This is a genomic window from Oceanisphaera arctica (assembly GCF_002936955.1).
GTDB classification, from domain to species: Bacteria; Pseudomonadota; Gammaproteobacteria; order Enterobacterales; family Aeromonadaceae; genus Oceanimonas; species Oceanimonas arctica.
Map to the genome: position 1 here is coordinate 1 of NZ_MPZM01000046.1, position 20,692 is coordinate 20,692.

16 protein-coding genes are annotated in these 20,692 nt (G+C 59.4%); 8 read left to right on the forward strand and 8 right to left on the reverse strand.

Features of this window, described 5'->3' with window-relative positions; all coding sequences use genetic code 11:
- From bcsC to UN63_RS14445, 3 genes are all read left to right on the forward strand, one after another.
- Window positions 1–3,022, forward strand: a 3,022-nt coding sequence (gene bcsC, locus UN63_RS14435) for a cellulose synthase complex outer membrane protein BcsC (RefSeq protein ID WP_104487810.1), incomplete at its 5' end; no start/stop codon positions are given.
- A gap of 58 nt (window positions 3,023–3,080) precedes the next feature.
- Window positions 3,081–4,769 (forward strand): dihydroxy-acid dehydratase, encoded by a 1,689-nt coding sequence (ilvD, locus tag UN63_RS14440; RefSeq protein ID WP_104487812.1) that lies wholly within the window; start codon window positions 3,081–3,083, stop codon window positions 4,767–4,769.
- A gap of 555 nt (window positions 4,770–5,324) precedes the next feature.
- The gene (locus tag UN63_RS14445) at window positions 5,325–5,750 is read left to right on the forward strand and encodes an Hsp20 family protein (RefSeq protein WP_104487815.1); all 426 of its coding nucleotides are present in this window, start codon (window positions 5,325–5,327) and stop codon (window positions 5,748–5,750) included.
- Window positions 5,751–5,846: 96 nt separating this feature from the next.
- On the opposite strand, the gene UN63_RS14450 is transcribed toward UN63_RS14445, so the two are convergent.
- The 4 genes from UN63_RS14450 to glyQ form a co-directional block, all read right to left on the reverse strand.
- On the reverse strand, window positions 5,847–7,109 hold the full coding sequence (locus UN63_RS14450; RefSeq protein ID WP_104487818.1) for a valine--pyruvate transaminase: 1,263 nt from the start codon (window positions 7,107–7,109) through the stop codon (window positions 5,847–5,849).
- A 161-nt stretch (window positions 7,110–7,270) separates the two neighbouring features.
- Window positions 7,271–7,612: an antibiotic biosynthesis monooxygenase family protein gene (locus UN63_RS14455; protein WP_104487821.1), complete on the reverse strand. Its 342-nt coding sequence runs from the start codon at window positions 7,610–7,612 to the stop codon at window positions 7,271–7,273.
- 125 nt (window positions 7,613–7,737) lie between these two features.
- The gene (gene glyS / locus UN63_RS14460) at window positions 7,738–9,807 is read right to left on the reverse strand and encodes a glycine--tRNA ligase subunit beta (protein WP_104487823.1); all 2,070 of its coding nucleotides are present in this window, start codon (window positions 9,805–9,807) and stop codon (window positions 7,738–7,740) included.
- 9 nt (window positions 9,808–9,816) lie between these two features.
- Window positions 9,817–10,728 carry a glycine--tRNA ligase subunit alpha gene (gene glyQ / locus UN63_RS14465; RefSeq protein ID WP_104487826.1) on the reverse strand — a complete coding sequence of 304 codons (912 nt, stop codon included), beginning with the start codon at window positions 10,726–10,728 and terminating at the stop codon, window positions 9,817–9,819.
- A 134-nt stretch (window positions 10,729–10,862) separates the two neighbouring features.
- Here glyQ and UN63_RS14470 point away from each other — a divergent pair, with 134 nt between their 5' ends.
- Entirely contained in the window at window positions 10,863–11,432 is a 570-nt protein-coding gene (locus tag UN63_RS14470) for a DNA-3-methyladenine glycosylase I (protein ID WP_104487828.1), read from the forward strand.
- An 86-nt stretch (window positions 11,433–11,518) separates the two neighbouring features.
- Window positions 11,519–12,169 carry an OmpA family lipoprotein gene (locus UN63_RS14475; protein ID WP_104487830.1) on the forward strand — a complete coding sequence of 217 codons (651 nt, stop codon included), beginning with the start codon at window positions 11,519–11,521 and terminating at the stop codon, window positions 12,167–12,169.
- A 51-nt stretch (window positions 12,170–12,220) separates the two neighbouring features.
- On the opposite strand, the gene UN63_RS14480 is transcribed toward UN63_RS14475, so the two are convergent.
- From UN63_RS14480 to fadB, 4 genes are all read right to left on the reverse strand, one after another.
- On the reverse strand, window positions 12,221–13,147 hold the full coding sequence (locus tag UN63_RS14480) for an AEC family transporter (protein ID WP_104487833.1): 927 nt from the start codon (window positions 13,145–13,147) through the stop codon (window positions 12,221–12,223).
- A 76-nt stretch (window positions 13,148–13,223) separates the two neighbouring features.
- Complete coding sequence (tusA, locus tag UN63_RS14485; RefSeq protein ID WP_104487835.1) at window positions 13,224–13,469, reverse strand: sulfurtransferase TusA; 246 nt, start codon at window positions 13,467–13,469, stop codon at window positions 13,224–13,226.
- 625 nt (window positions 13,470–14,094) lie between these two features.
- A complete protein-coding gene (gene fadA, locus UN63_RS14490) occupies window positions 14,095–15,270 on the reverse strand; it encodes an acetyl-CoA C-acyltransferase FadA (RefSeq protein WP_104487838.1) in 1,176 nt (391 codons plus the stop codon).
- Between the two features lie 21 nt (window positions 15,271–15,291).
- Window positions 15,292–17,436 carry a fatty acid oxidation complex subunit alpha FadB gene (gene fadB, locus UN63_RS14495; RefSeq protein WP_104487840.1) on the reverse strand — a complete coding sequence of 715 codons (2,145 nt, stop codon included), beginning with the start codon at window positions 17,434–17,436 and terminating at the stop codon, window positions 15,292–15,294.
- Between the two features lie 274 nt (window positions 17,437–17,710).
- Between fadB and UN63_RS14500 the strand changes: the two genes are divergently transcribed.
- From UN63_RS14500 to hemG, 3 genes are read left to right on the forward strand one after another with little or no spacing between them, the layout of a single operon-like run.
- A complete protein-coding gene (locus tag UN63_RS14500; protein WP_104487843.1) occupies window positions 17,711–18,340 on the forward strand; it encodes a YigZ family protein in 630 nt (209 codons plus the stop codon).
- 37 nt (window positions 18,341–18,377) lie between these two features.
- Complete coding sequence (locus UN63_RS14505) at window positions 18,378–19,835, forward strand: TrkH family potassium uptake protein (RefSeq protein ID WP_104487846.1); 1,458 nt, start codon at window positions 18,378–18,380, stop codon at window positions 19,833–19,835.
- A 9-nt stretch (window positions 19,836–19,844) separates the two neighbouring features.
- Entirely contained in the window at window positions 19,845–20,375 is a 531-nt protein-coding gene (hemG, locus tag UN63_RS14510; RefSeq protein WP_104487849.1) for a menaquinone-dependent protoporphyrinogen IX dehydrogenase, read from the forward strand.
- Window positions 20,376–20,692 lie beyond the last annotated feature (317 nt).

Genomic DNA, 20,692 nt, shown 5'->3' on the forward strand with positions numbered 1-20,692 from the left:
GGCGGTGGAATACTGGCGGCTGGTGGCCCGGCTGTCCGAACAAGGGTCACTGGCGATCAGCCGTTTACAGGCATTGGACCGCCGTTATCCCGGTAACGGTAACCTGCGCGCTGTACTGGTTGGCCTGCTGTTCGATGCCAATCGAGCGGAGCAGGGGTTTGTCCTGTTGCAGCTGATGGCCGCAGAGCCGGCGACCCGACTTCAGGCGGTCGATCTCTGGCTGGCGCAAATCAAACGGATGCCGGTGAGTGAACAGAGCCTGGCCCAGCTGGAACGCCTGGTGGCGGCATCCGGGGGGAACGGAGAGGGGCAGGCCGGTGAGCTGCTGCGCCAGCAACAGACTTTGCTGGCGGATCCGGCTTTTCGGGCGCGGCTTCGGGGACTGGCGCTGGTGGAACAGGGACAGGGTGCGGCCGCCATCCCCCCGCTGAAGCAGGCGCTGGCCGCCTATCCGGAGGATGCCAGTCTGCTGGGTGCCCTGGCTCAGGCTTACGGACGTGAGGGCAATCGCAGCAAGGCGATTTCACTGTTCGAGCGGGCACTGCAGCGGGCAGACCCGGACAGCAGTGAACGGAGCAAGTGGCAAAGCCTGCTGCAGAGCAACCTCTACTGGCTGCTTATCCAGCAGGGAGGCCAGGCCTTGCAGGCCCGGCAACCGGGTCGGGCGCAAGAATACTACCGACAGGCGCAGGTGCTGGACGACAGTGATGCTTATGCCTGGCTGGGGCTGGGCGAGGTGGCGCTGGCCCGGGGGCAGGCGGAACAGGCCGAGCACCATTTTCGTCAAGCACTGCGGCGGGATCCGGTTAATGCCGGCGCCCTGCGAGGTATGCTGGCGCTTTACCGTCAGCAATCACCGGCCCGGGCGCTGAATTATCTGGATCGGTTGCCCCGTCGCCAGCTACAGGCGCTGGGCGACAGTGAACCCCAGCTGCGCAGCGAGCTGCTGCAACAGCAGGCGGAGCGGCTTGAGCAAGGCCAGCAATGGCAAGCGGCAGCCGATATGCTCTCCCGGGCCCGGCAGCTGACACCGGATAATGTCTGGCTGACATACCGGCTGGCGTCGGACTGGCGCAAGGCAGGTCAGCCGGATCGGGCCGATCAGGCCTTTGCCGAGCTGGTATCGCGACGGCCGGATGATCCGGAGCAAGTGTATGCCTATGCCCTCTATCTTTCGTCCAGCGAGCGGGAAGAGGCGGCTCTGGCACACCTGAACAGGCTGCCATCGGCTCGCAGGATTACCGACATAGACGAACTGGCCCGGCGGCTCGAGCAGGATCAATTACTGGCCGAGGCGCGCCGCCTGCGTGAGCAGGGTGACCAGGACGGTGCGACGGCCATCCTGCTGGCGCAACCGGGCAGCACCCGTATCGACCTGACCCTGGCCGACTGGGCATTGGAAGAGGGTGATCACGAGCGTGCCCTGACCGGTTATCGACAGGTGCAGCAACGGGAGCCGGAGAGCGACGAAGCCCGCCTGGGTGAGGTTGAGGCGCTGATTGCCGGCGGCAACCTGGTGCAGGCACGCCGGCAGTTGCCCGGGCTGAATACGGGGATTGAACAAGGGCCTCTGTCGCTGAACAGTGTGCGCCGGACCGCCAACGCCTGGGCGGCGGTGGGGGAATGGCAGCGAGCCGGGCAGTTATTCCAGGATGCCAGGTCGCAGGCACGGCAACAGGCGCCATCGCAGGAAAGTGCCTTGTTGTTGCGCGATGCGGCCAGACTGGCCCGGCACAAGGGACAGCCGCAACGGGCACTGTATGACTACAGCCAGGCGATGGCGGCCGGCGAGCTGGCGGATCATCCGCCAACCGAGAATGACGACCTGACCCGACTGACCCGTGTCGAAACGGACGATGACTGGCTGACCCGAAGCATTCGTGCCGATGCGGCGAGTCTGTATCGGCAGATGGATACCACCATCACGCTCGATCATGACTATCTGCGCTCCAGTGGAACCGGAGGGTATTCGGATCTGGCCGCCCACACCAGCATGCTGGAGCTGGAAACGCCGATGTTTGATGGCCGGGCATTTTTCCGTGCCGATATGGTGCAGATGGATGCGGGCAGCTTCGGTGGTGGTGTCTATAACGAGACCTTCGGTACCTGCCGGGAAGTGGGCTGCAGTACCTATCATGTTCAGAGCACCGCGGGGGGCAGTGTCGGTGTGGGCTGGCGGGATGAGCGCTTGCAGGGGGATATCGGCACCACGCCGCTCGGTTTCGAGGTGGTGGACTGGGTCGGTGGCCTCGGCTATAGCGGCGACTGGCGCGATATCGGCTGGACCCTGAGTGCATCCCGACGGCCCATGGCCAGCTCGCTGCTGGCCTTTGGCGGCAGCCGGGATCCCAATACCGGCATTATTTGGGGTGGGGTTCGCGCCATCGGCATCAGCCTGAGCGGCAGTTACGATCAGGGTGGGGCCCATGGCCTGTGGGGGAATATCGATACCAGCCTGCTGACCGGTGAAAATGTGGAAGATAACCACAGAGTTCGGCTGATGGGCGGCTATTACTACAAGCTGGTCAACCAGGCACACCGGCGCATCAGTGTCGGTGTGAACAGCATGTGGTGGCAATATCAGAAAGATCTCAGTGGCTATTCGCTGGGACAGGGCGGTTATTACAGCCCGCAGCAATACCAGTCGCTGGCGCTGCCGGTGAGTTACCGACAGCGAACCGACAACTGGTCATGGGAACTGGGTGGCTCCGTGTCATGGTCCCGAGCTGTCACCGAAGACCAGCGGCGTTATCCCCTGGCGGGCCTGATACCGGATGGTTTGCCCGATGCGAATGCCATCGAGCGGGGCGGCAGCAGCAGTGGGTTCGGCTATACCCTGCTCACCCTGGTGGAGCGGCGGTTGAACGCGCACTGGACCCTGGGCGCCGGCATTGATATCCAGCAGGCCAGGGATTATACCCCCAGCCATGGCCTGCTCTATCTGCGTTATTCGCTGGGCGGCTGGCAGGGTGATTTGGATCTGCCGCCGCAACCGCTGACGCCCTATGCCGAGTTCAAGTGAGGGGAGGCTGACCAGCTACACTAGCTATATCGTTTAACCGTGATAGCAGGACAGCTTCATGACTCAGGACAAATCCCGCAAATATTCCAGCCAGGTGGTGGACGGCCCCACCAAGGCGCCGGCCCGCGCCATGCTGCGGGCAGTCGGCTTCGAGGATGCCGACTTCAACAAGCCCCAGGTGGGCATCGCCTCCACCTGGAGCAATCTCACTCCCTGCAACATGCATATCGACGGCCTGGCACTAGAGGCGGGGCGAGGTGCCGATTCGGCCGGCGGCAAGAGCATCATCTTCAGTACCATCACCATCTCCGACGGCATCGCCAACGGCACCATCGGCATGAAGTATTCGCTGGTATCGCGAGAGGTGATTGCCGATTCCATCGAAACCGTGGCCGGCTGTGAAGGCTTCGATGGCCTGGTGGCCATCGGCGGCTGTGACAAGAACATGCCGGGTTGCCTGATTGGCCTGGCGCGACTGAATCGGCCATCGGTGTTTGTCTATGGCGGCACCATAGCGCCGGGTGCCAACCACACCGATATCATCTCGGTGTTCGAGGCGGTGGGGGCCCACGCCAAGGGCGACAAGTCGCTGATTGAAGTGAAACAGATAGAGGACACTGCCATTCCGGGCCCCGGTGCCTGCGGCGGCATGTATACCGCCAACACCATGGCCTCGGCCATCGAAGCCATGGGCATGAGTCTGCCGGGCAGCTCGGCGCAGAATGCGACCTCGAACAGCAAGCTGCAGGACTGTCATGAGGCGGGTGCCGCCGTGCTGAACTTGCTGGCGCGGGATATCAAGCCCGCCGACATCATGACCAAACCGGCGTTCGAGAATGCCATTACGGTGGTGATTGCCCTGGGCGGCTCGACCAATGCGGTGCTGCACCTGCTGGCCATGGCCCATGCGGTTGATGTCGAGCTGAGCCTGGACGACTTCGTGCGCATCGGCAAACGTGTACCCGTGCTGGCCGATCTGCGGCCCAGCGGTCATTACATGATGTCCGAGCTGGTGGCCATCGGCGGCATACTGCCCCTGATGAAGACCCTGCTTGAGGCCGGCTTGCTGCACGGCGACTGCCTGACGGTGACCGGCAAGACCCTGGCCGAAAATCTGGCAAGGGTACAGCCCTACCCAGAGGGTCAGCAGATCATCCGGTCGCTGGATAACCCCATCAAGGCCGACAGCCATCTGCGGGTACTGTACGGCAACCTGGCGCCCGAGGGCTCGGTGGCCAAGATCACCGGCAAGGAGGGGCTGACCTTCACCGGTCCGGCCCGGGTATTCGGCTCCGAGGAGGAAACCCTGGAGCGGATCCTGGACGGCACGGTAAAAGCGGGTGACGTGCTGGTGATCCGTTACGAAGGCCCCAGAGGCGGGCCCGGCATGCGCGAGATGCTGAGTCCGACGTCCGCCATCATGGGCAAGGGACTGGGTCAGGATGTGGCGCTGATCACCGACGGCCGCTTCTCCGGTGGCAGCCACGGCTTCGTGGTCGGTCATATCACGCCGGAAGCCCAGCAGGGCGGGCCGCTGGCCATCGTCGAAGACGGTGACATCATCACCATCGATGCCGAGCTGAACAAGCTGGAAGTGCAGCTGTCCGATGCGGACATCGCCGCCCGGTTGGCCCGGTGGCTGGCACCGCCGCCGCGTTACCGACGCGGGGTACTGGCCAAATACGCCCACACGGTCAATTCGGCATCACAAGGTGCCGTGACCGATGCGCTGGATGATATCGACTGATACCCATCGGATTAAACGATCGATACTTTTTGACTGTTATCTCAATCCCGGACAAAGGGCCCGCTTCTCCGACCCGCTCAAGCACCTCCTTGTGGCGCTCAGCACATGACATCCCTGTCATGTGATGGTCGGTGAAGCAGCTCCCTTTGTCCTCCTTGATGCTCCGGCGTGGCCTGTTGGTGCCGTCTGCGGACCACTCGGTGCTCAAGAAGAGGCAACAGAGAACGACTCCTACGACCGTGAAATGCCAGGGCCGGAAAATGCTCCTGCCGTTCCGGCATTCCCGCCCTCCCTGGCGGTCAGACGGCATTTCCGAGCCCCCATGGATTCATGGCGTGTCGTGGGAGACGGCTGTGTTGCCTCTGGTCTGAGGCCTCAATATGAATTGGTATGATATCGGCTGAAAAACATGCAAACAGGCCCTTGAAAGTGACATTCGAGGGCCTTATATCTTTATTGAGGCAAGGGAATCGCTCAACTGAGGATTCCATTATTGCGCGCCTCGCCCGTCCACTATGGAGGGCAATTTAACATCGCTCACAAGAGGATATTATTATGTCACGCTTCGATCTTACTCCCCTGTACCGCTCCGCCATCGGCTTCGATCGCCTGGCGTCCCTGATGGAAAACGCAGCCAGTGGTAGCAGCAACACCGGCTATCCGCCGTACAACATCGAACTGCTCAGCGAGAATCAGTACCGCATTTCCATGGCGGTGGCCGGCTTTGCCCGCGAGGATCTGGACATCACCAGCCATGAAAACACCCTGATGGTGAAGGGTCATAAAGAGCAGGAAGAGCCCCAGAAGAATTATCTGTATCAGGGTATCGCCGAACGCGGCTTCGAGCGCCGTTTCCAGCTGGCCGACCACGTCAAGGTGACGGGCGCCGACATGGAAAATGGCCTGCTGCACATCGATCTGGTGCGTGAGGTACCGGAAGCCGCCAAGCCGAGAACCATTGCCATCGGCAAGGCCGGCTAATCGTAGTTAAACAAAGCGGTTACACCAGCGAATCAAAAAACGCCGGCAATTGCCGGCGTTTTTGTTTATTAGGTGTTGTTTATGAAGTGTGGTTGTTTATTCGGCGACGGGCGCCTGGTAGATCGCCAGCACTTCCTCGGCCAGTATCTTGATGCCGGCCTGCACATCGGCTTCCGACTGGGCGTAGTTGAGGCGAATGCATTCCTTGCTGTGCGCCCAGTCACCGTCTTCGATCCCCGGGAAGAAGTAATGGCCGGGCACCACCAGCAGGCCTTTCTGCTTCAGGCGCTCATACAGCTCCTGACAGTGAACGGGCAGACCTTCGAACCACAACCAGAGAAAGAGCGCGCCTTCCGGCTTGTGAATATGAAACTGGGGCAGGGGAATAGCCTGCTGCAGCCAGGTCACCGCCTGCTGTGCCTTGGCCTGGTAGAAGGGGCGGATCACCTCGTTGCTGAGCTTGATCACGTCGCCGTTTTCCATCATCGGCAGGGTCAGGGCCGGGCCCATGCTGCCGGGGGCCAGGTTGATGATGCCGCTGATGTTGGTCATGGCCCGGATAATGGCCGGCGGAGCCACGACAATGCCACAACGTACGCCGGGCAGCCCGAGTTTGGACAGGCTCATGCAGAGAATGGTGTTGTCGTTCCAGAACGGTTTGGCATCGGTGAAGATGATGTTGGGGAAGGGCATGCCGTAGGCGTTGTCGATCAGCAGCGGTATCCCTTTCTCCCGGGCGATTTCGTCCAGACGCATGATCTCTTCGTCGGTCAGCACGTTGCCGGTGGGGTTGGTGGGCCGCGACACACAGATGAGGCCGATGTCGTCACCTACTTCCAGCTGATCGAAGTCGACGTGATACTTGAACAGGCCGTTCTCCAGTCGGGTGATGGTGGGTTTGCAGGCTTTGAAGTGATCTTCACTCAGGGCGCCGTCGCCGTAACCTATGTACTCCGGCGCCAGCGGGAACAGCACCTTTTTCTTGCGGCCGCCGCCAAAGTCGCCGGCCAGCAGGTTGAAGAGGTAGAAGAAGGCGGTCTGGCTGCCGTTGGTCAGGGCGATATGTTCGGGGCCGACCGGCCAGCCCAGCTCCCTGGACAGCAGTTTGGCCAGGGCGCGAATATAGGCATCCTTGCCCTGGGGACCGTCGTAGTTGGCCATGGCTTTCAGCAGATCGCCGTTTTTCACCAGTTGCTGGGACTGCTGGTCCAGATAGGCGAGTACTTCCGGAATGGCGGCCGGATTGCCGCCGCCCAGCATGATGGTATTGGGCGTGGTCAGGCCCTGGTTGAGATCGTCCATCAATTGGGTAATGCCGGCGTGGCGGGTAAACTTCTGACCGAATGCTGAAAATTCCATGAGATAACTACCAAAGAGAAAGCGGTTGCCGAAAGAGTCACGTTATCCGATATCGTCTCTGGTGTCGACCGAGGCGGGGAACGGCGACATCGCCTTCGTGTTAACCACTACATTCAACACAAAGGCGATGGGTCTTGGGGGCTAATGGGGACTAACGGGGGCTAGTAAGAATAGGTCTGGGTCGGTCGGGCGTATTTGGCCGGCTGGGCTTCGTAGCTGACCTTGAGCGCCAGTACGGTGCATTTTTCATCGCTTTCCATGAAGGGACTGAGTTCACTGAGCATGTTCTGCCGGGCGGGAGAGTCATGCCAGCGTTCCCAGCAGCCGATGTTTTCCCAGTTGGATATCACATAGAAATGATTGGGCTGATCCATGTCGCGGTAAGCATCGCCTTTCAGAAAGCCGGGCCTGTCGGTGATTTGCAGCATCAGGCTGCGTACTTTCTCCAGGTAAGCATCTTCCAGCCCTTCGGCGATATGACGTTCGATAATGACTTTAATCATCGGCACTTTCCTTGTTGCATTACGATACTATTAATTTGTAACACAAATTCCGGGGGATTTGGTAAGACCAGAAAATAAAAAGCCCCGCATCGGCGGGGCTTTTGAGGTTCAAAAGGCGAGGGCCATTACTGCAGAAGAGAAATGTCGGCGATCTGCAGGAACAGGTTGCGCAGCTGGTTGAGCAGCGCCAGACGATTGAGCCGCAGGGCCTCGTCTTCCGCCATCACCATCACCTGATCGAAGAAGTTGTCTACGCCTTCACGCAGGGCGGCCAGCTCATTCAGGGCGCTGTTGTAATCGCCGGCGGCGAACAGCGGCGTCAGACGCTCGGTCAGCTCGGCCAGCTGGCTGGCCAGGATCTTCTCGGCTTCGTCCTGCAGCAGGGCCGGGTTGACCTCGCTCGGGATCTCGCCTTCGAACTTGGCCAGAATGTTACCCACCCGCTTGTTGGCGGCGGCCAGTGCGGCGGCGGCGTCCAGCTCACGGAACTGGCTGACGGCCTTCACCCGGGCGTCGAAGTCGGCCGGACGGGTCGGACGGCGTGCCAGCACGGCCTGAATGACGTCAACACCGTAACCCAGGTCTTGATACCAGGCGCGGAAACGGCCCAGCATGAAGTCCAGGATTTCGTCGGCGGCATTGGCATTGCTCAGCTTGTCGCCGTACAGCGCCTTGGCCTGCTCGATCAGAATCGGCAGATCCAGGTCGTAGTCTTTTTCGACGATGATGCGCAGGGCACCCAGGGCGGCCCGACGCAGGGCGAAGGGGTCCTTGTCGCCCTTGGGCGTCTGGCCTATGCCGAAGATGCCGACCAGGGTATCCAGCTTGTCGGCCAGGGCCACGGCGGCAGAAATATCCTGGCTGGGCAGATCGTCACCGGCAAAACGGGGCTGATACTGCTCTTTCAGCGCCACGGCCACGGCTTCGTCTTCGCCGTCGTGGCGGGCATAGTGCATGCCCATCACGCCTTGGGTGTCGGTGAACTCGAACACCATGTTGGTGACCAGGTCGCACTTGGACAGCAGGCCGGCGCGCTCCGCTTGTGCCTTGTCGGCACCGATGGAGGTGGCGATAAAGCCGGACAGGGCGCTGATGCGCTCGGATTTTTCCTTAACTGTGCCCAGTTGCTTCTGGAACAGCACGCTGTCTAGTTTCTCCAGTCGGGAGGCAAGTGGCGCCTTGCGGTCGGTATCGAAGAAGAATTCCGCATCGGCCAGACGCGGGCGCACGACTTTTTCGTTACCGCCGATGATCTGGCTCGGGTCTTTGGACTCGATATTGGTGACGAAGATAAACTTCGGCAGCAGCTTGCCATCGGCGTCGTAGACCGGGAAGTATTTCTGGTCGCCCTTCATGGTGTACACCAGCGCTTCGGCCGGTACCTTGAGGAATTTTTCCTCGAAGGCGGCGGTCAGCACCACGGGCCATTCCACCAGAGAGGCCACTTCTTCCAGCAGATCGTCGTCGAGGTCGGCGATGCCATTGACGGCAGCGGCGGCCTGTTCGACACCGGTCTTGATGATGGCCTTGCGACGTTCGAAGTCGGCCAGCACCTTGCCGGTCTGCTCCAGTGCCTGCAGATAGTCGTCTGCATGAGCGAGTTCAAATTCCTGCTCACCCATGAAGCGGTGACCGCGCAGGGTGCGGGACGAGTCGACACCCAGAATAGTGGCCGGCAGCAGCTGGTCACCCAGCAGCAGGGTCAGGGTATGTACCGGACGGATAAACTGGATGCTCTTGTCACCCCAGCGCATGGCCTTGGGAATCGGCAACCGGCTCAGGGCCTGTTCGACCATGGCGGGCAGCAGCTCGGTGGCGGCCTTGCCCTTGATGTCGGCGATGTGAACCAGCCACTCGCCCTTGTCGGTTTTCAGGCGCCCGGCCTGGCCGACCTCGATGCCGTTGCCCCGGGCCCAGCCCATGGCGGCCTTGGTGGGGTTACCGTCGGCGTCGAAGGCGGCCTGTACCGCCGGGCCGCGTTTTTCCAGTTGCTTGTCGGGCTGACCGGCGGCCAGCGCTGTGACATACACCGCCAGACGACGGGGGGCGGCATACCAGTGCACTTCTGCAAAGGGCAGATCGGCGTTGGTCAGTTCTTGCTTGAGGTTGTCGGCAAAGGCCTGGCCCAGGTTGCGCAACGCCTTCGGCGGCAGCTCTTCGGTACCGAGTTCAACCAGAAAATTCTGTTCAGCCATGCTGGTCCCTTATCCTTCTTTTTTACACATGGGGAAGCCCAGGGCCTCGCGGGAGGCGTAGTAAGCTTCGGCGACTGCCTTGGTCAGGGTGCGGATACGCAATATGTAGCGTTGGCGTTCGGTCACCGAAATCGCCTTGCGGGCATCCAGCAGGTTGAAGGCGTGGCCCGCTTTCAAGATTCGCTCGTAGGCGGGCAGGGGCAGCGGCGTTTCCAGTGACAGCAGGTGCTGACATTCTTTCTCGCACTGTTCGAAGAAGCCGAACAGGAAGTCCACGTCTGCATGTTCGAAGTTGTAGGTGGACTGTTCCACCTCGTTCTGATGATAGATATCACCGTAGGTGGTTCTGCCCAGAGGACCGTCGCACCACACCAGATCGTAGACCGAGTCCACGGCCTGAATGTACATGGCCAGACGCTCCAGACCGTAGGTGATCTCGCCGGTTACCGGCTTGCACTCCAGGCCGCCCACCTGCTGGAAGTAGGTGAACTGGGTCACCTCCATGCCGTTTAGCCAGACTTCCCAGCCCAGGCCCCAGGCACCCAGGGTCGGGTTTTCCCAGTTGTCTTCCACAAAGCGGATATCATGCACCAGCGGATCCAGGCCCAGCGCTTTCAGCGAGCCCAGGTACAGTTCCTGCAGATTGTCCGGTGAGGGTTTGATCATCACCTGAAACTGGTAGTAATGCTGCAACCGGTTGGGGTTTTCGCCGTAGCGGCCGTCGGTGGGACGGCGGGAAGGCTGTACATAGGCGGTGGCCATCGGCTCCGGGCCTATGGCTCGCAGGCAGGTCATGGGATGAGAGGTGCCTGCACCTACTTCCATATCCAGCGGCTGTACTATGGTGCAGCCTTGCTGGGCCCAATAATCCTGCAATGTCAGGATCAGGCCCTGAAAGGTATTGATATCGAATTTTTGCATGATGTTCGCGCCTTGATATAGGTGCATTCGCAGTGTGAAACTTAGGGATGGAGTATACCTTCTGACCCGATGCGAATATAGACTTAGGGTGTGTCCCGTTGGTATTACGGGGCACACTCCTGCAAGGAGAGAATATGCTGGCACGCTGTGGCTGGGTCAATAATGACCCCGGATATCAGGCTTATCACGACCGGGAATGGGGCGTACCCGAATACGATGGTAGGGCACTGTTCGAAAAGCTGTGCCTGGACGGCCAGCAGGCCGGGCTTAGCTGGTTTACCATCCTCTGCAAGATACCGGCGTATCGGGCCGCCTTTGCCGACTTCAATCCGGAGATCATCGTTACCTTCGACGAACAGGATGTGGAGCGACTGATGCAGAATAAAGGCATAGTGCGTAACCGACTCAAGATCCGGTCGATTATCGCCAATGCCCGGGCTTATCTGTTGATGCAGGAGCAGGGCATCGATTTCAGCTGCTGGCTGTGGGACTTCGTCGGCGGCGAGCCGGTGATCAACTGGTGGCCGACCCTGAGCGAGGTGCCGACCAGCACGAGCGAGTCGGAGGCAATGGCCAGGGCGCTGAAAAAACGCGGATTTTCTTTTGTCGGTGGCACCATCTGTTATGCCTTCATGCAGGCTACCGGCATGGTCAACGATCACCTGTTGAGCTGCCCCCGGCATCCGATCCACGACAACAGCTGACATCTAGACGAAACGAGGCTTTGTAGAACCCAGTGAGCGGCGCTATATTGAGGCATACTTGTGCTTGTTACATACGGAACCTAATTATGAAAAAAATCTGCCTGGCGGTTGCCGCCACCATCGCCCTCTCTGCCTGTACCACCAACCCTTACACCGGTGAACGTCAGACGTCCAAAGCCGCCATCGGTGGCGGTCTTGGTGCCTTGGCCGGCGCCGTTATCGGCGGCGCTTCCGCCAGCTCCAGTGATCGCAAGAAAGGCATCCTGATCGGTGCCGCCAGTGGCGCGGCCCTGGGTGGTGGCGTGGGTTACTACATGGACGTACAGGAAGCCAAACTGCGTGATCAGATGAGCGGCACCGGCGTCAGCGTGACCCGTAACGGCGACAACATCATCCTGAACATGCCGAGCTCAATCACCTTCGCGGTAAACAGCGCCGATCTGTCGCCCAGCTTCTATAACACCCTGAGTGGTGTGGCCATGGTGCTGAAAGAGTATGAGAAGACCTATGTCAACGTGGTTGGCCACACCGACAACACCGGATCCGCCAGCCATAACCAGGCGCTGTCCGAGCGTCGTGCCGCTTCCGTCGGCCAGTTCCTGATCAGCCAGGGCGCCGCCGCCAGCCGTTTCAACATCCGTGGTGTGGGTTTCAACCAGCCGGTGGCCAGCAACGACACCGAAAGCGGTCGTGCCCAGAACCGTCGCGTAGAAATCACCCTGAGCCCGATGCAATAAGCTATTCGGTTCTTGATGACAGAAAAATGCCCGCTCATCAGCGGGCATTTTTTATGGCTGCAAGGCACCCAGTAGCGACATCCACAAGGGTAACATCGCCATCGCCAGCAGAGTCTGGCCGGTGATCACGGCGGCCATCAGCGGCGCGTTACCGCCCATCTGCCGCGCCAGTATATAAGATGAAGTAGCGGTAGGCAGGGCGGTAAAGAGCACCACCACTCCCAGCTCGACCTCTTTCAGTCCCAGCAACCACCCCGCCGTTAGCGCCAGTAACGGCAGCAGGCCGAACTTGATGATGCAAGCCTGCCAGAACGCGGCTCCGGTGCCGCGCAGCGCCTCGAGCTGCAACGCAACCCCCACAGCAATCAATCCCAGTGGCAAGGCAGCCTGTCCGGCCAGGGCCAGGGTATCCCGACTCCAGCCGGGCAGCCCTATACCAGAGACATTGAGTGCTATGCCGATGATACAGCCCAGTAGCAAGGGATTTTTGGCCAGCGCCCGCATTGCACCCCAGAGTCCGGACTGGCCACTGCCGCCACAGCCGACAAACATCAGCACACAGAGGACATTGACCAGGGGCACCATGATGGCGATGGCCACGGCGGCGGCAGTAATGCCGGCCTCACCGTACAGGGCGGCCGCTCCGGCCAGACCCACGTAGGTATTGAAGCGCAGTGCGCCCTGAAACACCGAGCTGAAAGAAGGCAGATCCAGCCCGAGCCGGTTGCGCAGCAGCCAGAGTCCGGCGGCCAGCAGTATGAGCAGGCCGGCCAGCAGGCTGATCATGCCGCTAAAGGCCACCTGACCGAAGTCGGCCGTGGCCAGGGTGCTGATCAGCATGGCCGGAAACAGCAGGAAATAGATAAAGCGCTCGGCGCCATGCCAGAACTGCGGGTCGGGAAAGCGCAGTCGCCTGAGCACCACGCCGGTGAGAATCAACAGAAACAGGGGGCCGAGCGCATTGCTGACAGTCAGCATGGGTATCCTTACCAGACGGGAACGGACGACCAGTATACCGGTAGGGAGAGGGGCCTCATATCGGCAGCCCCGTGATTCAGCTGCCTTTTTGGATCAGAAACTGGTACGGCAGCTGTTCTACCTGACTGGACAACAGGGCGTGATCCATAAACTGGCAGAAGCTGGGAATATCCCGGGTGGTGGAGGGATCGTCGGCGGTGATCAGAAGGGTTTCGCCCGCGGCCATGGTGCGTACCTGTTTGCGGACCATCATCACGGGCTCGGGGCAGCGCAGGCCGGTGGCATCGAGGTGATGCTGGGGATCGATAAGAGACATCGTCATATATTCGCTATCTTGCAATAAACCCGACTATTTTAATGCTGTTTAAATTGTGGTCAACCGTTAAGGAAGCTTTAAGCGGTAAGCTGTCAGCTGTAATACCCATCGCATTAAATATTCGATCTTTTTGACTGTCATACCCATCCCGGACAAAGGGCCCGCTCCACCGACCCGCTCAAGCACCTCCTTGTGACGCTCAGCACATGACGTCCGACCGCCATGGAAGGCGGGAGTGCCAGCATTGCAGGAGCTTTTGCTGGTCCTGTCATGTGATGGTCGGTGGAGCAGATCCCTTTGCCCTCCTTGATGCTCCGGCGTCGCCTGTTAGCACTGCCTGCGGACAACTCGGAGTTCCAGAAGAGGCAACAGAGAACGGCTCCCACGACCGTGAAATGCCAGGGACGGCATTTCCGAGCCCCCACGGATGGGTTTATGGCGTGTCGAGGGAGGCGGCTGTGTTGCCTCTGGTCTGGGGCCTCAATATGACCAGATCATTACTGGGATTGGTATAAGAAGACAAAGGAGGCTGCTCCGCCGACCTTCCGTTTCAGGGATGAAACGGTGAGTGCCATCGCCTACCGCGAGCCGGCGGAGTGGGCCCTTTGTCTGACTTATCTACAAACGATAGTTATACCCGCTCAAACACGGTCGCTATGCCCTGACCCAGGCCGATACACATGGTGGCCACGCCGAAAGTGGCGTCTTTGTTTTCCATCAGGTTCAGCAGTGTGGTCGATATGCGGGCGCCGGAACAGCCCAGCGGGTGCCCCAGAGCGATGGCGCCGCCGTTGAGGTTCACCTTCTCATTCATCTCCTCCAGCAGCCCCAGTTCTTTCAGTACCGGTAACGACTGGGCGGCGAAGGCCTCGTTCAGCTCGAACAGGTCGATATCCGCTATCGACAGCCCGGCGCGTTTCAGTACCTTGTGCACCGCCGGTACCGGGCCGTAGCCCATGATGGCCGGGTCACAGCCGGCTACGGCCATAGCTCTGATGCGGGCGCGGGGCTTCAACCCCAGAGCGGCGGCCTTGTCGGCAGACATCACCAGCATGGCGGCGGCGCCGTCGGACAGCGCCGACGAGGTGCCTGCGGTGACGGTGCCGTTGGCCGGATCGAACACCGGGCGCAGCTGTGCGAGGGATTCCAGGCTGGTGTCCGGGCGAATCACTTCATCATTTTCAAACAGGATCAGACTGCCGTCGGCGCCGTGGCCGTTGGTGGCGAGAATCTCGTTGGCAAAGCGACCTTCCTGCGTGGCCTGATGGGCCCGCTGATGGGAGCGCACCGCAAAGGCATCCTGCTGTTCTCGGCTGATCTGGTGCAGCCGGCCCAGCATTTCGGCAGTCAGCCCCATCATGCCCGAGGCTTTGGCTACATTCAGGGCCAGGCCTGGGTGAAAGTCTACCCCGTGGTTCATCGGCACATGGCCCATGTGCTCGACTCCACCGACGATAAAGACATCGCCATCGCCGACCATGATGGCGCGACTGGCATCGTGCAGCGCCTGCATCGAAGAGCCACACAGCCGGTTAACGGTAACGGCGGCCACCTGCTTGGGCAGGCCAGCCAGCAGGGCGGCGTTGCGGGCGATATTAAAGCCCTGCTCCAGAGTTTGTTGCACGCATCCCCAGTACACGTCTTCGATATCGGAAGCGGCCAGCGCCGGATTACGGGCCAGCAGACCGCGCATCAGGTGAGCGGACAAGTCTTCGGCTCTGACGTTGCGAAAAGCGCCGCCCCTGGAGCGACCCATGGGAGTGCGAATGCAATCGACAATAACGACCTCGTTGAGTGCCTTATTCATGCTGTGGTCTCCTTGCACCAATCAGTAAAACGTCTTGTTGGCGGCGGCCATTTGGCGCAGACCAGAGCTGACGTGATAGAGGGGGCCCAGATGAGCGAACTTGTCGGCCAGCGCCACGTAGGCGGCGAGCCCCATGTTGTCCAGGTAGCGGAACACGCCACCATGAAACGGCGGAAAGCCAATGCCGTACACCAGCGCCATGTCCGCCTCGGCAGGGGAGCCGATAATGCCTTCTTCCAAGCAGAGCACCACTTCGTTGATCATGGGGATCATCATGCGGGCTATGATGTCGTCCGGCTCGAAGTCGGAGCGTTCGCTCGCCACCTCGGCCAGCAGCTGGTAACTCTCGGGGTCCGCCTCTTTTCTGGGCTTGCCTTTCTTGTCCTGACTGTAGGCATAGAAGCCCTTGTCGTTTTTCTGGCCGAAGCGCTGCTGTTCATACATTACATCGATGGCATCCTTTCCGGTCTTGCCCATGCGTGCAGGAAAGCCGTCGGCCATCACCGCCGCCGCGTGGTGGCCGGTGTCGATACCCACTACGTCCAGCAGCCAGGCCGGGCCCATGGGCCAGCCGAATTTTTTCTCCATCACCTTATCGACGTTAACAAAATCGGCTCCGTCGGCCACCAGTTGATTGAAGCCGAAGAAGTAGGGGAATAGTACGCGGTTGACGAAGAAGCCCGGGCAGTCGTTGACCACTATCGGTGACTTGCCCATGGCCGCGGCATAGGCGACGACTTTATTGATGGTGTCGTCGCTGGTTTTCTCGCCACGAATGATTTCTACCAGCGGCATCCGGTGCACCGGGTTGAAGAAGTGCATGCCGCAGAAACGTTCCGGACGCTTGAGGCTCTTGGCCAGGGTCGAGATGGGAATGGTCGAGGTATTGGACGCAATCACCGTATCATCTGCGACATGGGCTTCCACCTCGGCCAGCACCTGGGCCTTGATTTTGGGGTTCTCGACCACGGCTTCCACCACGGTATCGACGCCCTGCAAGCCGTCATAGCTGAGGGTGGGGGTGATGCTTGCCAGCACCTGGGCCAGCCTGGTGCCATCAATCTTGCCGCGTTCCAGTTGCTTGTTGAGCAGCTTGCCGGCCTCGGTCATGCCGAGAGTCAGAGCCTTATCGTTGATGTCTTTCATTACCGCCGGAATGCCTCTCACCGCCGACTGATAGGCGATGCCGCCGCCCATAATGCCGGCGCCCAGCACCGCCGCCTTGCGGGCGGGCTCGGTGGTTCTGGCCGCCTGTTTGGCCTTGCCCTTGATAAACTGATCGTTGAGAAAAATGCCCACCAGAGCGCGAGCGACCGAGGTCTGGGTCAGCTTGATGAAGTTGCTCTGCTCAATCTGGAGCGCTTCTTTCCGGCTGAAGCCGGCGGCGGCTTCGATGGTCTTTACCGCCATCATGGGTGCCGGGTAATGGGGGCCGGCCTTGGCGGCGACCATGCCCTTGGCGGTGCTGAAGCTCATGGCGGCTTCCAGCTTGTCCAGGGTCAGGGGGGCGCCTTTTTGCGCTCGTTTTCTCTTCCAGTCCTGCTTGCCGAGGGCGGCGTCTTTCAGCAGCTGTAACGCCGAGGCTTGCAGATAATCGGTGTCGACCACCGCATCCAGCACACCCAGGGCCAGGCAGACGTCTGCTTTATTGTCCTGACCCGTGATGATCCACTCCATGGCGTTGTCGGCACCGATCAGCCGGGGCAGCCGTACCGTGCCGCCAAAACCGGGCATGAGGCCGAGCTTTGTTTCCGGCAGGCCGATGCGGGCGCTGGCATCACCGATACGAAAGTCGGTAGACAGTATGCACTCGCAGCCGCCACCCAGGGCATAGCCACGCACCACGCTCACGGTTGGGAAGGGCAGGTCTTCGATACGGTTGAAAATGCGGTTGGCCTGAGACAGCCATTCGTCGAGTCTGGCCTGGGGCAAGTCAAACATGTCCAGAAACTCGGTGATATCGGCGCCGACAATAAAGGCGTCTTTGCGGCTGATCAGCATCAGGCCTTTCAGGCCCGGGGTCTGCTCCAGCGCGGTAACAGCCTGCTCGAGTGACAGCAGGGTGGCTCTGTCCAGCTTGTTGATGCTGCCTTTGCCGTCAAAGCTGAGTTCAGCAATACCGTCTTGCAGTACTTGTACAGAGAGGGCTTCACCTTGGTAGATCATCCTATATCTCCTTAGATTCCCTTGGGCTGCTCCGACTCTCCCGGGCAGGAATGAAATCACTATGAACAGAAAAGCAGCAGAGTTCAATATCTGATTAAAACAATTGTTTTAATTTTATCTGGTTATTTTCAAGGGGTTCGAGCTTGGCCGTGAATGAGCAAAAGATGACTTCCCCTGTCGATTCAGCAACAATGTCGCGCTATTTTTCGTCGGCTCATCGATAGGGCCGAATAATCAATATCAGGCAGCTTTGTCTTGCCCGGGAGTGAGAGCCATGAATATGTCTCCCTATCTGGTACCGGCTACTTCGGTGGTGTGGGAGCAGGAGATTAAAAAAAGCCGCTTTATTGCCTATCTGGCTCATACTCCGGACTCGGAGGCGGCCAAGGCCTTTATCGGGGCGGTGCGCGCTCAAGAGCCCTCGGCGGGCCATCACTGCTGGGCCTTCGTAGCGGGCATGCCGACCGACTCCCGGGTGCTGGGCTTCAGCGACGACGGTGAGCCCTCGGGTACTGCCGGCAAACCCATGCTGGCCCAGCTGCAGGGCTCGGGCATTGGTGAGATCACCGCTGTGATCGCCCGTTATTTCGGCGGCATCAAGCTCGGCACCGGTGGCCTGGTGCGGGCCTATGGCGGCACTCTGGCGTCGGCATTGACGCAACTGAAGACCGTTGAGCGGCGCATCATGGCCCCGTTGAGCGTCAAAGCCGATTACGGTGATATGGCGTTGCTGGAATTTTTGCTCGGTGAATATCAGGGGCAGTGGCTAAAAGTGGATTACGGTGCCGAGGTAACCGGTGTGCTATCGGTTGAGGCGCGTGCCATTCCGGAGTTTTGTCGCCAGCTGCTGGATCGTAGCCAGGGACGAGTGGTGGCCAGGCCGGTGGAACCGGATACTGGCTGAGTTTAGGGTCAACAGACCCTAATATATTGGAAGTACCATGCATATACGCACAATTATCCGCATCGTGGGCATTCTGGTTGCCCTGTTCAGCGTTACCATGCTGGCGCCGGCCCTGGTGGCCTACATCTATCGGGATGGGGCCGGGCTCGATTTTTTCAGCGCCTTCGTTATCTGTCTGATCCTGGGGCTGGCACTGTGGTTTCCCAACCGCACCCACAATAAAGAACTGAGAGCCAAAGAAGGCTTTCTTATCGTGGTGCTGTTCTGGACCGTACTGGGCAGCGTGGGAGCCATCCCTTTCATGCTCAGTGCCGAACCGGATATGACGGTGGCCGAAGCCTTCTTCGAATCCTTCTCTGGTCTCACTACCACCGGCGCCACCGTGATCAGCGGTCTTGATACGCTGCCCAAGGCGATTCTCTTCTACCGGCAGATGCTGCAGTGGCTGGGCGGTATGGGCATCATAGTACTGGCTGTAGCCATACTGCCTATTCTGGGTATCGGTGGCATGCAGCTGTTTCGTGCCGAAATACCCGGGCCGGTCAAAGACAACAAGGTGGCACCCCGCATTGCCGAAACGGCCAAAACCCTGTGGTACATCTATCTGGTGTTGACCATTGCCTGTGCCCTGCTGCTGTGGCTGGCGGGCATGAACCTGTTCGATGCCATCTGTCATTCCTTTTCTACCGTAGCCATCGGCGGCTTCTCGACTTACGACGCCAGCGTGGGCCATTTCAATAGTCCCATGATCAACCTGATTATTGTGGTGTTCCTGCTGATTGCCGGGGTGAACTTCAGCCTGCACTTTGCCGCCTTCGCCAACCGGGGATTGCGGTTGTCGGTATATCGCCTAGATCCGGAAGTAAAAGTGTTTATCGGGATACAGCTGATACTGACACTCATCTGTCTGTCGGCCTTGTGGGCGCATCGGGTATATACGGATCCCTGGCAGGCGCTGGACCAGTCCCTGTTTCAGGCGGTGTCCATTTCCACCACCGCCGGTTTCAGTACCACCGGCTTCGCCGACTGGCCGTTGTTTCTGCCATTGCTGCTGATGTTTTCTTCTTTTATCGGTGGCTGTGCCGGCAGTACCGGTGGCGGTATCAAGGTCGTTCGTATCATGCTGCTGAACTTGCAGGGGATGCGGGAGCTGAAACGACTGATACACCCAAGAGCCGTCTATCGTATTAAGCTTGGCAATAAGGCATTAGCTGATAAAGTGGTGGAAGCGGTGTGGGGGTTCTTTGCCGCTTATGCCTTGGTCTTCGTGCTTTGCATGCTGGCGCTGTTGGCGACCGGTATGGAAGAACTGACCGCCTTTACCGCCGTGGTGGCGACGCTGAATAATCTCGGGCCGGGCCTGGGTGATGTTGCCGCCAATTTCGGCACCACTACCGACGGCGCTAAATGGATAATGATCCTGGCCATGCTGTTCGGCCGTCTTGAAATATTTACCTTGCTGGTACTGTTTACGCCTGCCTTCTGGCGTAGCTAAGAGGAGTCTATGGAAAAACTGTTGGTACTTTATTCATCTCGCAATGGTCAGACGAGAAAAATCATCGCGGCGATGCAGGATGAATTTACCGGTTACGATGTGGAGCTGGCAGACTTGCATGGCCCGATTCGAAAAAACCTCAGCAAGTATGACAAGGTGCTGATAGGTGCTTCTGTGCGCTACGGCCATTTTCACCGGGATCTCTACACCTTCATTCATATCCACAGTGAACAGCTGGCCGCTGCCGATGCGAGTTTCTTCTGTGTCTGTCTCACCGCGCGTAAGCCGGAAAAGGCCGATCCCAGGAACAACGCCTACATCAGCAAGTTTCTGGCCAAGTCGCCCTGGCGGCCGCGAACCATCGGCGTATTCGCCGGTGCGCTGAAATACAGCGAATACAACTGGTGGCAGACCCGCATTATCCAGCTGATCATGAAGATAACCGGCGGCAGCACCGATACCAGCCAGGATCTCGAGTTTACCGATTGGGATAAAGTGAGAGATTTTGCCCGGCAGGTCGCTCGCAGCAAATACGAATAAGTAGACAAAACACATATAAAGAGCAGTTTTAGTGCGTTTTTTATACGGAACTGCCTTTTTTAATAAAAATGTCAAAAAGCCCTTGCGCAAAATCAGCCGTTCCCTATAATGCGCATCCACTGACACGGGGCAACACGCCAACGGTCACAAGGGTTTGAAGACAACGAAACAAAGTTTGATTCAGCGCTTGACGAACAATACGGAATGCGTAGAATACGCATCCCTGACCTGAAACAAGGTCACGCTCTTTAACAATTTATCAAGCAAACTGTGTGGGCACTCGCAGGTAGTTGGGAAACAAATAGTTTTTGTTTTTT